The sequence below is a fragment of the Kribbella sp. NBC_01505 genome (assembly GCF_045040285.1).
Classification (GTDB): Bacteria; Actinomycetota; Actinomycetes; order Propionibacteriales; family Kribbellaceae; genus Kribbella.
On the sequence record NZ_CP109425.1, the window covers coordinates 5266862 to 5280439 of the forward strand.

The 13578-nt window shown below is 67.7% G+C and carries 13 protein-coding genes; 9 read left to right on the forward strand and 4 right to left on the reverse strand.

Annotated elements, in window-relative coordinates; all coding sequences use genetic code 11:
• Nucleotides 1-3: 3 nt before the first annotated feature.
• The 3 genes from OG474_RS24955 to OG474_RS24965 are packed head-to-tail and all read left to right on the forward strand — an operon-like array spanning nucleotide 4 to nucleotide 4227.
• Nucleotides 4-369 carry a hypothetical protein gene (locus OG474_RS24955; RefSeq protein WP_405055979.1) on the forward strand — a complete coding sequence of 122 codons (366 nt, stop codon included), beginning with the start codon at nucleotides 4-6 and terminating at the stop codon, nucleotides 367-369.
• A 10-nt stretch (nucleotides 370-379) separates the two neighbouring features.
• Nucleotides 380-2821: an aminopeptidase N gene (pepN, locus tag OG474_RS24960; protein WP_405055980.1), complete on the forward strand. Its 2442-nt coding sequence runs from the start codon at nucleotides 380-382 to the stop codon at nucleotides 2819-2821.
• Nucleotides 2822-2877: 56 nt separating this feature from the next.
• Complete coding sequence (locus OG474_RS24965; protein ID WP_405055981.1) at nucleotides 2878-4227, forward strand: peptidase S37; 1350 nt, start codon at nucleotides 2878-2880, stop codon at nucleotides 4225-4227.
• A gap of 5 nt (nucleotides 4228-4232) precedes the next feature.
• On the opposite strand, the gene OG474_RS24970 is transcribed toward OG474_RS24965, so the two are convergent.
• Entirely contained in the window at nucleotides 4233-4769 is a 537-nt protein-coding gene (locus OG474_RS24970; protein WP_405055982.1) for an RNA polymerase sigma factor, read from the reverse strand.
• Between the two features lie 58 nt (nucleotides 4770-4827).
• On the opposite strand from OG474_RS24970, the gene OG474_RS24975 reads away from it, so the two are divergent.
• The 3 genes from OG474_RS24975 (at nucleotide 4828) to OG474_RS24985 (ending at nucleotide 7508) form a co-directional block, all read left to right on the forward strand.
• Nucleotides 4828-5844: a serine/threonine-protein kinase gene (locus OG474_RS24975; protein WP_405055983.1), complete on the forward strand. Its 1017-nt coding sequence runs from the start codon at nucleotides 4828-4830 to the stop codon at nucleotides 5842-5844.
• Between the two features lie 44 nt (nucleotides 5845-5888).
• Entirely contained in the window at nucleotides 5889-6509 is a 621-nt protein-coding gene (locus OG474_RS24980; RefSeq protein WP_405055984.1) for a hypothetical protein, read from the forward strand.
• Between the two features lie 474 nt (nucleotides 6510-6983).
• Complete coding sequence (locus OG474_RS24985; RefSeq protein ID WP_405055985.1) at nucleotides 6984-7508, forward strand: RICIN domain-containing protein; 525 nt, start codon at nucleotides 6984-6986, stop codon at nucleotides 7506-7508.
• Between the two features lie 4 nt (nucleotides 7509-7512).
• Here the strand turns inward: OG474_RS24985 and OG474_RS24990 are convergent, their stop codons facing one another.
• The 3 genes from OG474_RS24990 to deoC are packed head-to-tail and all read right to left on the reverse strand — an operon-like array spanning nucleotide 7513 to nucleotide 10775.
• Complete coding sequence (locus OG474_RS24990; protein WP_405055986.1) at nucleotides 7513-8388, reverse strand: aldehyde dehydrogenase family protein; 876 nt, start codon at nucleotides 8386-8388, stop codon at nucleotides 7513-7515.
• Nucleotides 8378-9814, reverse strand: a complete 1437-nt coding sequence (locus OG474_RS24995) for an aldehyde dehydrogenase family protein (RefSeq protein ID WP_405055987.1) — start codon at nucleotides 9812-9814, stop codon at nucleotides 8378-8380. Before OG474_RS24995 ends, OG474_RS24990 begins: the two co-directional genes overlap by 11 nt.
• 4 nt (nucleotides 9815-9818) lie before the next feature.
• On the reverse strand, nucleotides 9819-10775 hold the full coding sequence (gene deoC / locus OG474_RS25000; protein WP_405055988.1) for a deoxyribose-phosphate aldolase: 957 nt from the start codon (nucleotides 10773-10775) through the stop codon (nucleotides 9819-9821).
• 206 nt (nucleotides 10776-10981) lie between these two features.
• On the opposite strand from deoC, the gene OG474_RS25005 reads away from it, so the two are divergent.
• The 3 genes from OG474_RS25005 to OG474_RS25015 all read left to right on the forward strand — a co-directional run bounded on the left by OG474_RS25005 (nucleotide 10982) and on the right by OG474_RS25015 (nucleotide 13447).
• Nucleotides 10982-11542 (forward strand): PH domain-containing protein, encoded by a 561-nt coding sequence (locus OG474_RS25005; RefSeq protein ID WP_405055989.1) that lies wholly within the window; start codon nucleotides 10982-10984, stop codon nucleotides 11540-11542.
• A 5-nt stretch (nucleotides 11543-11547) separates the two neighbouring features.
• Nucleotides 11548-12444, forward strand: coding sequence for an alpha/beta hydrolase (locus tag OG474_RS25010; protein ID WP_405055990.1), 897 nt, complete (start codon nucleotides 11548-11550; stop codon nucleotides 12442-12444).
• Nucleotides 12445-12568: 124 nt separating this feature from the next.
• Entirely contained in the window at nucleotides 12569-13447 is an 879-nt protein-coding gene (locus OG474_RS25015) for a neutral zinc metallopeptidase (RefSeq protein ID WP_405055991.1), read from the forward strand.
• Nucleotides 13448-13578: the final 131 nt, after the last annotated feature.

Below are 13578 nucleotides of genomic sequence, written 5' to 3' on the forward strand. Positions count from 1 at the left end.
ACCATGGACGCGGCCGAAGCCATTCCCTTGCAGGCCTACAGTGCGCTGCTGCACAGCAGCAATATCGCGATGGTCTGCCGAGCGCTGAACATGTACCAGGTAGCGGCGGCGTACACGCAGTTAAGTGGTGGCAACCCACTGGGCGAGCTCGCGGAGGAGACTCGGCAGGTCGCTCTGCGCATTCTCGACGGGCCGCCGGTCGAGGCGGGGGAGGATTTCCGCGCGGGCTTCGACCACCTGAGTGCGCTGAATGTGCTGAGTACGGTCGCTCAGCCGGAGGACGTGGAGGTGGTTCAGCGGATCATCGCCGAGACACCTGACGCTGAGGTCCGAGCTCTGGCGCAACTTGTTGCCCGGTCAGTCGGATAGCGTTCGACACATGCGTGCTCTGACAGTGGAAGAAGCCCGGCAGCGGGCGGCGGACCTGACGGTTGGGTCCTACCTGGTTGCGTTCGACCTGACCGATCCCGGCGACACCTTCGAGGTGACGAGCCGGATCACGTTCACGGCGGTCGGTGAGACGAGCTGGGTGGACGTGAAACCGGAGCGGCTGCTCTCGGTCGAGCTCAACGGGCAGGCGCTCGACGCGACGCTGCTGGATGACGGTCGCTTCCCGCTGACCGGTCTGCAGGCCGACAACGAGCTCGTCATCCACACCGTGCAGAAGTACTCGGTCGACGGTGAGGGCCTGGTCCGGTCGGTCGATGCGGCTGACGGACGCGTCTACACCTATGGCATGTCGTCGCTGGAGTCCGCGCCGCGGTACTACCCCTGTTTCGACCAGCCCGACCTCAAAGCGCCGTACACGGTGACGGTGAAGTGCCCCGAGGAGTGGGTGGTGCTCGGCAACGGCGCCGCCACGCAGGTCGGTCCGGGGGAGTGGGCGCTGGCCGAGACCAAGCCACTCTCGACGTACTTCGTCGCGATCGCGGCCGGGCCGTTCCACCTGATCCGCAGCGAGTACGATGGGATCCCGCTCGGGCTGGCCTGTCGGCAGTCGCTGAAGGAGTCACTCGAGGCGGATGCGGAGGACCTGTTCCGGACCACGCGGGACTCGCTCGATGCCTACCACCGGATGTTCGCCCAGCGGTACATGTTCGGCGAGTACTGGCAGGTCTTCGTGCCGGACTTCAACCTCGGCGCGATGGAGAATCCGGGCTGCGTCACGGTCTCCGACGACTTCCTGTACCGGTCGCAGGCGACCGAGGCCGAGCGCAGTACGCGCTCCCGCGTGCTGGTGCACGAGATGGCGCACATGTGGTTCGGTGACCTGGTCACCATGAAGTGGTGGAACGACATGTGGCTGAACGAGTCGTTCGCCGAGTACATGGCTCACCGCGTGGCCGAGGAAGCGACGGCGTACAAGGGCAACTGGACGGACTTCGCCTTTGTCCGCAAGTGGTGGGGGATGCAGACCGACCAGAGCAGCTCGACGCACCCGGTCGCGCCGGACAGTCTGAAGGATGCACGCCAGTCGCTCGATGACTTCGACGGCATCTCGTACGCCAAGGGTGCCGCCGTGCTCAAGCAGCTGGCGAGGTACCTCGGCGACGACGTCTTCCTGAAGGGTGTCAACGCGCACCTGGCAGCGCACGAGTATGGCAACGCCGACCTGGCCGAGTTCATCGCGAAGCTGACCGACGCCGGCGCGAGCGGCCTCGCGAACTGGTCCGAGCAGTGGCTGCGCACCTCCGGTCTGGACACGCTCTCCGCCGAGCGCACCGCGACCGGCGTCGTGCTGCATCGGCAGAGCCCGGACGAGTCCCGCCGCCCGCACACGCTGACGGTCGGTGGGTACGACGCGGCCGGTGCGCCGACGATCGTCGAGCTGGTGCTGGACCAGGACACGGTTGAGGTTGCCCTGAGCAACGAGCTCGCGGTGATCGTGCCGGACGCGCAGGACGACACCTGGGTGAAGGTCCGGCTGGACGAGACCACCCTGGCCAACCTGCCTGCCGTGCTGCCGAAGATCGCCGACGGTACGACGCGCGCCGTGATCTGGAACGCGGTTCGGGACGCGACGAGGGACGGCGACCTCGATCCGCGCCAGGCACTCGCGCTGTTCGCTGCGACCATCGGGGCCGAGGACAGCGATGTGGCGGTCGAGTCACTCGTCCGCTGGCTGCTCGACCGTTTGCTCGGTCGCGTCCTGCCGTACGACGAGTCTCGTGGGGTGGTCGCCGGTGCACTCGAGGCCAAGCTGGCGACCGCTCAGCCAGGCAGCAGTCTGCAGCTCGCGACGGTCCGCGGTTTCGTGGCGACGACGAACGACGCGGAGCTGCTGCAGGACTGGTTGACCGCGACGCGCGTGCCGGCCGGGTTGGTCATCGGCCAGGACCTGCGTTGGGCGATCCTGCTCAGGCTGGTGCGGCTGGATGCAGCCGACGAGCCGGAGATTGATGCCGAGCACGCTCGGGATCAATCCTCCGAGGGCGCGGTCGAGGCGGCGCGATGCCGGGCGGCCTCGGCGGCCGGCAAGGAAGCGGCTTGGAGCCGGATCATGACCGACCCGGAGATCGGCGTCCGCGAGCTGTTGGCCATTTCCGAGGGCTTCTGGCATCCGGGCCAGGCCACGATCACCGCGCCGTACGTGCAGCGGTTCTTCACCGAGATCGCTGGGACGGCTGACATCCGGGCGGGGATGGTGCTGATGCTGACGGCGAACCGGATCGCGCCGAAGTACGCGGTCGACGCTGACCTGATCGGTCCGGCCGAGGCGTTGAGCGGCGACGCGAGCGTGACGTCGGGGATCCGGCGGGCGGTCGCCAACTACCTCGACGACCTGCGCCTCGCCGTGGAGGTTCGCCGCCGGCACGGTTGACAGCGAGAGTTAGGCTGATCACGCAGAGTGTCGTCTTCGGGTCAAGGAGTCACTGTATGCGTTGGTTCCGCCTGCTCCTGGTGCTCGGGTTCCTCGCTCTCCCGGCCGCCCCGGCGGTCGCGGCGGAGGCGGTCGCAACAGACTCGGTGAGCGCGGTTCGGGCCAAGCTCGAGACCATCGCCGGGCTACGGATCGAGAGCGGCCGGCTGATGAACGGCCGGCCGTTCTTCGTGCTTTGGTACTCCCAGCCGACAGATCACCATCAGGCAGAGCACCACCAGAGCAGCGGCGAACGCTTCGAGCAGCGGATCACCCTGTGGCATCGCGGATTCGACAGTCCGATGGTCCTGGCGACCTCCGGGTACGCCGGGACGGCCGGCGCGTATGCCTCGGAGCCGACCAGCCTGGTGACCGGCAACCAGCTGGATGTCGAGCAGCGCTTCTTCGAACAGAGTTTTTCCACCAAGGCGACGCCGGCGAGCAAGGACTGGACCAAGCTCGACATCTGGCAGGCCGCCACCGACCATCACCGGATCGTCCTGGCCTTCAAAGCCTTGTACGGCGGCAAATGGCTCTCGACAGGCGCGAGCAAAGGCGGGATGACCTCGGTCTATCACCGCCGCTTCTACTCGACCGACGTCGACGCGACGATCGCGTACGTCGCACCGCAGGACACCGTGAACGAGCAGGACTCGTACGTCGACTTCGTCCAGCACGCCGGCAACGATCCGGCCTGCAACGAAGCGCTCCGAACGCTGCAGCGCAACGCGCTCTACCACCGGTCGGCGCTGCTCGCGAAGCTCGTCGCGCGCGGCGACAAATACGACCAGAGCTACGGCTCGGCGGATCGCGTCCTCGAGGCCGCGGCCCTCGACACGCCCTTCCTGTTCTGGCAGTACCGCACCCAGGCGAACTGCGCGCAGATCCCGGGCCGAACGGCGACCGACCAGCAGTTGTTCACCTTTATCGGTGACACCGTCGACTGGTCGACGTACTCGGACCAAGGGATCGCGCCGTACCTGGCGTACTACTACCAAGCCGCCGGCCAGCTCAACTGGCCCGATGCCACGACCGGCACCACGTGGCTCAAGGGCCTGCTGCGCTATCCCGAGGCCGGTTCCGCGCCGGCTGCGGTACCGGATGCGATCGAGCCGAAGCACGATGCGAACGCGATGCTCGACATCGACCACTGGGTGAAGGCCTCCGCCGAGCGGATCCTCTTCGTGTACGGCGAGAACGACCCGTGGGGTGCGGAGCCGTTCATCGCGGGTCCTGGCACGAAGGACTGCCATTGGTTCGTGGTCCCGAACGGAAACCACGGCGCGGACATCGCCAAGCTGCCCACGGCCGAACGCGCCGAAGCGACCGCGCTAGTGCGCGCCTGGGCCGGAATCAGCGCACAGTAAGAGAATCAGCGCACAGTAAGGCGTTCCGCCACAGCCTTGCGGGCCTGGTGGATGCGAGCCTTCACGGTGCCGAGCGGTACGTCGAGTTCGTCCGCGATCTCGGCGTACGTGAGGGCGCCGAGGTCACGCAGGACCAGCGGCTGCACGAGCTGCGGGTGGCTGGACTCGAGGTGCTCGAGCGCCTCCAGCAGATCGAGGCGCGAACCGGCGATGACCGAGGTGGTCCGCGGATCGACGGCCTCCGGCAGGTACTCGGAGGTCTGCTCGACGGCCCGGCGCTTGAGTGAACGGTAGGTCTGGCGGGCCTGGTTGGTGGCCACGATCGTCACCCAGCCGGCGAAGCTGCCGGTGCCCTTGAAGGTGTGCAGCTTGTTCACCACTTGGAGCAGGGTGTCCTGGACGGCCTCTTCGGCGTCCTCGCGGTACGGGAGGAACTTGGCCACCCGCCGCTGCACCAGCGGCCGGATCGCGTGCAGCAGCTCGGGCATCACTGCCTCGTCCGCGAGGGCGCGCGCCGCGAGACCGTCGAGCTCCTCGTTCATGGGCCCCCAGAGAGTGTTGGTCGCCGGTCGAACCGGACGTGGACGACAATAGCTCGCGATGGATGTCATCGGACGGTACCGGCTGCAGGACCAGATCGGCGCGGGCGCGTTCGCGACGGTCTGGCGGGGGTACGACGATGACCTCGACGTGGAGGTCGCGGTCAAGGTCCTCGCCGACAACTGGGCGTCGCGCGCCGATGTGCGGGAACGCTTCCTGTCCGAGGCGCGACTGATGCGCCGGATCGCGAGCGACCGGGTGGTTCGGGTCTTCGATCTGGGCAAGCTGCCGGACGGTCGCCCGTACTTCGTCATGGACTACGTCGGCGGTGGCACGCTCGGCGACCTGCTGCGGCAGGGGACGCTGGATCCGGTGGACGCGTTGTGGTGGGGTGCGGACCTCGCCCGGGCGGTCGCCGCGCTGCACAACGAGGGTGTCGTGCACCGCGATGTCACCCCGGCGAATCTGTTGCTCCGCGAGAACGTCGGCATCGAGTCCGGCGTTGGGACGCACCGGGTCGTGCTGGCGGATCTCGGGCTGGCCAAGCGCGCGGCCGAGGCCTCCGGACTGACCCAGGCGGTCGGCACACCGTCGTACATGGCGCCTGAGCAGGGGCGCGGCGATGGTGGGTTCGACGAGCGCGCGGACATCTACGCGATCGGCGCGGTGACCTATGCCCTGCTGACCGGACGTCCGCCGTACGCCGTGGCGTCGATCCCTGATGTGCTCAACCGCGACCCGGCGCAACTGCCCGGGACTCTGCAGCCGGTGCTGCACGACGCGGTCGGTGAGCTGGACGACATCTTCGCGCGGGCGCTGGCCTACAACCCGGCCGACCGCTGGGACCGGGCCGAGGCGCTCGCCGAGCGGTTCGAGGCCGAGGCGTACCGGTTGGAGCAGGAGGCGCCACTGCGCGCCCAGGAGCGGACCAGCATCACCGACGAGGAGGTGTCGACCACGGTCGCGACAAACCCGCCGGTACGGCGTCGCCGCCGCGTCTGGCCGTGGTTCGTGGCGGCCCTGCCGGTGGTGTTCGTCGCGGCCGGGGCCGGTGGCTGGTACCTGTTCGGCCAGTGAGATAGGGGTCCTCAAGCGGTCGATTGACTGCTTAGGGTAGTCATATGGCTACTCGCCGCAGTTTTCTTGTCCTCGGTGCCGCCGTCCTTCCGATGATCTTCGGAGTCCCCGCGGCCAGTGCTCAACCTGCCGCGAGCTATGCGTGCCGGGCCGACACCAAGTTCGGCAAGCACCTGCTGTCGCTGCGCCAGGGCGTCGACGCGAAGGCCCCTGAGACCGTCAAACCGAACCAGCGCTTCTCCATCACCGTCGACCTCAAGCCCGGCCAGCTTCCCGGCGAGGTCAAAGGCTTCAAGCTCAAAGAGGTGCGGGACCTCTCGCTGCGCGTCCCCATCCCCGCCAACACGAAGTACATCAGCGCAACCCTCTCCGGCGGCTCCGGCCTGAACTCGACCCCATCGGTCCGCCTCGACGGTCGCACCGCGATCATCACCGTCGCCGGCCCCATCCCCGGCGGCGCCGCCTACCAACTCCCCACCCTCACCGTCCGCCTCAAGGCCGGCCGCCGCGGCGCGGTCGTAGAAACCCGCCTCAAAGGCACCTCCTACGACGACCCCGGCCTAACCCTCACCGCCAAGATCAAGTGGAAGTTCGTCACCCTCAACTCCCCAGTCACCTGCTACCCCGACCCCAATCCCGCCCTAACCCGAACCACAATCCGCTAACCCGCCCCGGCCACAACCCCCCACCTGAGTGGATAACCCTCGAGTTAGGGGGTTGCCCACTCGTATTTCCAGTGGGCAACCCCCCAGTGCAGTGGGCAACCCCCCCAGCGCAGTGGGCAACCCCCCGGTGCAGTGGGCAATCCCCCAGCCCAGGGGGCAACCCCAGCTCAGTGGGCAACCCACGAGGTGTGTGCTTGCGGTCGTGGTGGGCGGTGACGAGGCCTGTCGTTGACCAACTGGCGGGGGTGCGCAGCTCGCTCCGTGGGCTTGAACAAGAAATGACCTGTTCGAGCCCACCACGTGCTGTTCAAACCCACGTTTCCTGGCTGGCAGCACCATCCCCATCAGTCGCCGGACTGCCCAGCCGTGCGGTCTGGGCTTCGGTAGGCCCCTCGACCCGGAGCTGAGCGATCCATCCTGCCCGAACCCGCCGTACAGCTGGCAGACAGTGTTGGTCGAAATGAGGAGATGGGGATGTTCGTACGGCGAATGGTGGCGGGGGCCGTGGCGCTGGTGCTCAGCGGAGCGTTGTTGCAGGCGCCCGCGCAGGCAGCTGATGAGGAGCCGGTTTACGCGCTGATGGTCGTGCACAGCGGCAAGGTGATGACCGTCGGATCGCTGGGTGCGCCCGATCCGGCCGCGGTGTTCCAGCGGGCGTATTCGGGGGCGATGAATCAGAAGTTCACCGTCGTGCCGTCCTTGGACCGGGACGGGTCCTTCAGGATCGTGGACAAGAGTTGGTGGGGTGGCTGCATCGGAGTCGAGGGTCACTCCACCGCAATGGGGGCCCGGCTACGGTCGCAGAACTGTGATGGCTCGACGAGCCAACTGTGGTTCTTCGACCGCGACCGGGATCAGCCGGACTTCTTCGTGCTGGTGAACCGACGCTCAGGTCTGGTGGCGACGCTCGCATCCAGTAGCTCCGCCGACGGCGTCGGCTTCGTTCAACAGATCGATCACAGCCTCGACACGCAGGTGTTCTACGTCGCCCAGTTGTAAGAAGTCAGACGCCGATGGGGTGCCAGACGGTTTTCAGTTCGAGGTACTGCGTCATGCGCGACAGGCCGGGGGACTCGGTCCAGTCTTCGGCGGCGGGGCGGCGTACTCGCTTGAGGTTTTCGGCGGCTGCGGCTTCCAGGTCGCGGGCTTCGTCCGCATCCGCGACGCCGCAGAGGTCGATGGCGTTGACGTCCATGTGGGAGGCGAGCCAAGGGCCGATCTCGGAGGCTGAGCCGGTCAGGAGGTTGACCACGCCGCCGGGGAGGTCGGAGGTCGCCATCACCTCGCCGAGGGTGACGGCCGGCAGCGGACGCTCGTACGACGAGACTGCGACGACCGTGTTGCCGGAGACGATCGCGGGGGCGATCACCGAGGTCAGGCCGAGCAGGCTGGAGTCCTGGGGAGCCAGTACCGCGACCACGCCAGTTGCCTCGGGCAACGAGAAGTCGAAGTACGGGCCGGCCACCGGGTTGCTGGAGCCGACGACCTGGGCGAGCTTGTCGGCCCAGCCGGCGTACCAGACCCAGCGGTCGATCGAAGCGTCCACGACAGCGCGGGCCTTGGAGATGGACAGGCCTTCGGACGCGGCGACCTCGGAGCTGAACTGCTCGTGCCGCCCCTCCATCACCTCGGCGATCCGGTAGAGGACCTGACCGCGGTTGTACGCCGTTTTGCCGGACCAGCCGCCGAACGCCTTGCGGGCGGCGACAACCGCGTCCCGGGCGTCCTTGCGGGAGGCCTGCGACGCGTTCGCCAGGAACTTGCCCTTGGCGTTGTTGACGGCGTACGCGCGGCCGGACTCGCTGCGCGGGAAGGCGCCACCGATGTAGAGCTTGTACGTCTTGCGTACCTCGAGGCGACCAGTGTCTTTAGTGGGCAAGGTAAGCCTCCAGGCCGTGACGGCCGCCCTCGCGACCGTAGCCCGACTCCTTGTAGCCGCCGAACGGCGAGGTCGGGTCGAATCGGTTGAACGTGTTGGCCCAGACCACGCCGGCGCGCAGTTGGTTGGCCATCCAGAGGATCCGGGAACCCTTCTCGGTCCAGATCCCCGCAGACAGCCCGAACGGCGTGTTGTTCGCCTTCTCGACGGCCTCTTGCGGAGTGCGGAAGGTGAGCACCGACAGCACCGGCCCGAAGATCTCCTCGCGGGCGATCCGGTGCGCCTGCGAGACCCCGGTGAACACGGTCGGCGGGAACCAGAAGCCCTGCGTCGGCAGCTCGCACTCGGGCGACCAGCGCTCGGAGCCTTCGTCCTCGCCGATCTGCGACAGCTCGCGGATCTTCGCCAGTTGGGCCGCCGAGTTGATCGCGCCGATGTCGGTGTTCTTGTCCAGCGGATCGCCGACCCGCAGCGAACTCATCCGCCGCTTCAGTCGCGCCAGCACCTCGTCGTACACGCTCTCCTGGACGAGCAGCCGCGAACCCGCGCAGCAGACGTGGCCCTGGTTGAAGAAGATGCCGTTGACGATGCCTTCGATGGTCTGGTCGATCGGCGCGTCCTCGAAGACGATGTTCGCCGCCTTGCCGCCGAGCTCCAGCGTGACCGCCTTGTCGGTGCCCGCGACGGACTTCGCGATCGCGCGGCCGACCGCGGTCGAACCGGTGAAGGCGACCTTGTTCACATCCGGATGCTCGACCAGCGCCTGACCCGTCCGGCCGGCGCCGGTGACGATGTTGACCACACCCGGCGGCAGATCCGCCTGCTGGCAGATCTCCGCGAAGGCGAGCGCGGTCAGCGGGGTCGTCTCGGCCGGCTTCAGTACGACGGTGTTGCCCGCCGCCAACGCGGGAGCGATCTTCCAGGCCAGCATGAGCAGCGGGAAGTTCCACGGGATGACCTGACCGGCCACACCCCACGGCTGCGGGTCCGCACCGGCACCGGCGTACTCGAGCTTGTCGGCCCAGCCGGCGTAGTAGAAGAAGTGCGCGGCCACCAACGGGATGTCGACGTCGCGCGACTCGCGGATCGGCTTCCCGTTGTCGAGCGACTCCAGTACGGCGAGCTCCCGCGCGCGCTCCTGGATCAGCCGCGCGATCCGGTACAGGTACTTCGCCCGGTCCCGGCCGGCCATCGGCCCCCAGACCTTCTCGAACGCCTTCCGGGCGGCGCGAACCGCCTTGTCGACGTCGGCCGGTCCGGCCTCACTGACCTCCGCCAAGACCTCTTCCGAGGCCGGGCTGACGGTCTTGAACGGCTTGCCGTCCGTCGCCTCGACGAAGGCGCCGTTGACGAACAGCCCGTACGACGACTTGATGTCGACGATGGCCCGCGATTCCGGGGCCGGTGCGTACTCGAATCTGCTCATGCCCTCAGTCCAGCGTGAAGTAGTCGGGGCCCGGGTAGTGACCGGTGGCCAGCTTGGTGCGTTGCATCAGCAGGTCGTTCAGCAGGCTGGAGGCGCCGAAGCGGAACAGCTCTGGGTCCAGCCAGTCCGGTCCGGCGGTCTCGTTGACCGTGACCAGGTACTTGATCGCGTCCTTCGCGGTCCGGATGCCACCGGCCGGTTTGACGCCGATGTGCAGGCCGGTCGACTCGTGGTAGTCGCGGACCGCCTCCAGCATCACCAGGGTCACCGGCAGTGTCGCCGCCGGTGAGACCTTGCCGGTGGAGGTCTTGATGAAGTCGGCCCCGGCCAGCATCGCCAGCCAGGACGCGCGCCGCACGTTGTCGTAGGTGACCAGCTCGCCGGTCTCCAGGATCACCTTCAGGTGCGCGTCACCCGCGGCCTCGCGGATGGCGGCGATCTCGTCGAAGACCAGGCCGTAGCGCCCGGACAGGAAGGCGCCCCGGTCGATGACCATGTCGACCTCGTCGGCGCCGGCCGCGACCGCGTCCTTGGTGTCCTGGATCTTGATCGCCAGGCTCGAACGCCCACTGGGGAAGGCGGTTGCCACGCTCGCCACGTTGATGCCGGTGCCGCGCAGCTCGAACTTCGCCGTCGCCACCAGGTCCGGGTAGACACAGACCGCGGCCACCTGGGGCGCGGTCTGGTCGGCCGGGTCCGGCCGCTTGGCCTTGGCGCACAGGGCGCGCACCTTGCCCGGGGTGTCCGAGCCTTCCAGCGTGGTCAGGTCGATCATCTGGATCGCCAGGTCCAGCGCGTACGCCTTGGCCGTGGTCTTGATCGACCGCGTGCTGAGCGTCGCGGCCCGGGCCTCGGCACCGACCTGGTCGACGCCCGGCAGACCGAGCAGGAACCGGCGCAGCCGGTCCTCGGACGAGGTCACGTCGGCCAGACTGTCGACGCCTGTGTCGGTAGTGGTCACCCAAGCCAGCATAGTGCCTCGGGTAGGTGCATTCGGCACCTCTAGCGACGCCCCAGACGCCCGCTGGCTGCGTTGTCGTCGTCGCGAGATGCTCCGCATCGCTCTCCTCCTCCGCCTTGCCAGCGAACGACTGGAACGCCGCTAGAGGCACCAATGCACCTACCCGAGGCACTGTGCTGATCCAGCCGACCGGTTACGTTGTGCGGGTGAAGTCGAACGAGGCCGAGACCGAGCAATACCTGTCCGCGTCCAACCGGATCTCCGGGATCATCGTGATCGTCATCGGGGCGGTCGGGCTGCTGGACATCGTGCTCGAATGGCGGACCGCCACCGGGATCCTGGTCGGCAGTTTGATCGCCATCCTGATGGTGCTCGCGTACTGCGGCCTGATCCGGCCCGCGGTCACTCTCAGCCCCCAGGCCATCGTGCTGCGTAACCACCTGCGCGACCGCGTGATCCCGTGGAACCAGGTCAGTGGCGCCGATGTCGCCGACATCCTCCGGGTGCACACCGACGCCGGCCGCTTCCGCGCTCCCGGTGTGCAGCTCGTCATGCGCGACCTGCGCAAGCAGCGCGTCGGCGGCCGCAAGCTCAAGGCGGACAGCTCAGTGTCCCGGGCAGACGTGGTCGTCGGCCGGATCGAGGCGCACATGGACCAGTACGGCGCGGTCGACGGCGGCGAGGTCAAGACCAACTGGGCGCGGCCCGAGCTGACGGCCATCGGCGTACTGGCTGTCATCGCCATCGTGGCCGCGCTGCTCCGCTGACGCCAGTGCTCTCGCGCCGCACGCTTCTCCGCACGGGCGTGGCCGCGGGCGTCGTCGGTACGGCGGCAATCGTGGGGCTGGAGACCGGTGTCATTCCCGGACGGGCCCGCGTCCACGACGTGCTCGGACTGACCGGTCCGGATGGCGTGATTCCCGACGTACCGGCTGGGCCTGTGCTGTCGGGCACGTTCGACTCGTTCGGGCGAAAGACATCTGTTGGCTACTCGATCATCTGTCCCGACGGTTATCAGTTGTCCGATCAGCTTCCGGTGGTGCTCGTGCTCCACGGACGTGGTGGTGATCACACGTCGGCGGTTCGGGATCTCGGGATCGACCGGTACCTGACTGCCGCCGTACGGGCTGGTGCACCGCCGTTCGCGCTGGCCACGGTGGATGGCGGACCGGACACCTACTGGCATCGCCGGGTGACGGACGAGGATCCCGGGTTCATGCTCGACCAGGAATTCCTTCCCCTGCTGGCGAATCGCGGTCTCGACACCGCCCGGTACGGCGTGCTCGGCTGGTCGATGGGCGGGTACGGCGCTCTGTTGTACGCCGCGCTGCACGTCTGGCAGCGGCGGGTCCGCCCGGGCAGTCGAGCGGTGGCGGTCGGGGCGCTCAGCCCGGCGGTGTGGCGCGACTACGAAGATGTTGCTCCCGGCGCCTTTGACGGTCGCGAGGACTTCGTGAGCAATCAGCTGTTCGGGCGGCGGGTCGGTCTGCAAGATGTTGCCGTGCGCATCGATTGCGGTCGCGACGATCCGTTCGCAGAAGCGGCCGCGGAGTTGCGGACCGAGCTGCGAGCGGCCGGTGCGCAACAGGCCGGTGCGCACACGCAGGGATATTGGCGGCGGATGCTGCCGGCCCAGTTGGCCTTCCTCGGGGGACAGCTCCGGAACTGACGAAATCGCGACGATCTACTGAGATCGAACCGATGACGTCGGAGTCCGTGTCCCGGCCGGCGGATGCACTTCCGGCCAGCCGAGGATGAACCTCGACAGTCCCTGAATTTCGAGAGTGGAGCTCATGGTCAACCTCTCCCGCATCACCCGACGCGGCCTGGCCGGCATCGCCGTACTGACCGGTCTCGCGGTTGTTGTTCCGGCCAATGCCCAGGCGGCCGAGGCGGCGCCGGATGTGCACGCCGCGCCCGTCGCGAAGGTCGGCTACACCGGTCCGTCGGCGCTGCAGATCGTGCGCTACAACAAGCTCTACAAGACCGGCGCGATCCCGGCATCGCGCTGCAAGGAGGTCAACGTCTCGATGCGGACGGTGGCCGGCGTCACGCAGTACAGCAACCAGCTCTACAAGTGCCTGTACGCCGCTTGGAAGCCGATCCTGAAGGCCTCCGGCGCGAAGTCCACGGCGGCACCGAAGCTGCACATCACCACGGGCCGCACGGCGAACACGCGATGCGGCGTGGTCACGCTGTCCCGCGCGTTCTACTGCGAGAACAACATCTACTTCCCGGCGAACGTCATCATCAGCCTGTGGAAGCAGAACTCGACGTACGCGCGGGTCTACGCGACCAACACCCTGGCGCACGAGTACGGCCACCACATCCAGGAGCAGACCGGCATCATGGATGCCTCCTGGTGGCGGCAGCGGGCGATGAAGACCAACAGCGCCAAGCTGGAGGAGAGCCGCCGTCGGGAGCTGCAGGCGTCCTGCCTGGGCTCGGCCTACATCGGCGCGAACCGCCGCTTCTACCCGATGACCGGCGCGCTCTACAACGAGTGGCGCTGGCTGGTGACGCACTCCGGTGACCAGAAGGGTTACCCCCGCGACCACGGCTCGTTCGCGAACCACGGCTGGTGGTCCGAGCACGGCTTCTTCGCGACCAGCGCGACGACCAGCTCGGCCCGGTGCAACACCTTCGAATCCGCGCCGTCCCGCGTGTCCTGAGCAACTCCCGATCCGCACGTAACTCAGCCGCCTGCTACGCGTTGCCGTATCAGTGGAGTGTCGCCAGCACTCGAGCTTTCACCACGACACTCCACTAGGCGGCTGTTGCGTTTTGGCGACAACCACACGAT

Bases quoted from the DNA above. Each gene is read 5' to 3' on its own strand.
- OG474_RS24955 (WP_405055979.1), top strand. From the start codon at position 4: ATGGACGCGGCCGAAGCCATTCCCTTGCAGGCCTACAGTGCGCTGCTG.
- pepN (WP_405055980.1), top strand. From the start codon at position 380: ATGCGTGCTCTGACAGTGGAAGAAGCCCGGCAGCGGGCGGCGGACCTG.
- OG474_RS24965 (WP_405055981.1), top strand. From the start codon at position 2,878: ATGCGTTGGTTCCGCCTGCTCCTGGTGCTCGGGTTCCTCGCTCTCCCG.
- OG474_RS24970 (WP_405055982.1), bottom strand. From the start codon at position 4,769: ATGAACGAGGAGCTCGACGGTCTCGCGGCGCGCGCCCTCGCGGACGAG.
- OG474_RS24975 (WP_405055983.1), top strand. From the start codon at position 4,828: ATGGATGTCATCGGACGGTACCGGCTGCAGGACCAGATCGGCGCGGGC.
- OG474_RS24980 (WP_405055984.1), top strand. From the start codon at position 5,889: ATGGCTACTCGCCGCAGTTTTCTTGTCCTCGGTGCCGCCGTCCTTCCG.
- OG474_RS24985 (WP_405055985.1), top strand. From the start codon at position 6,984: ATGTTCGTACGGCGAATGGTGGCGGGGGCCGTGGCGCTGGTGCTCAGC.
- OG474_RS24995 (WP_405055987.1), bottom strand. From the start codon at position 9,814: ATGAGCAGATTCGAGTACGCACCGGCCCCGGAATCGCGGGCCATCGTC.
- OG474_RS25015 (WP_405055991.1), top strand. From the start codon at position 12,569: ATGGTCAACCTCTCCCGCATCACCCGACGCGGCCTGGCCGGCATCGCC.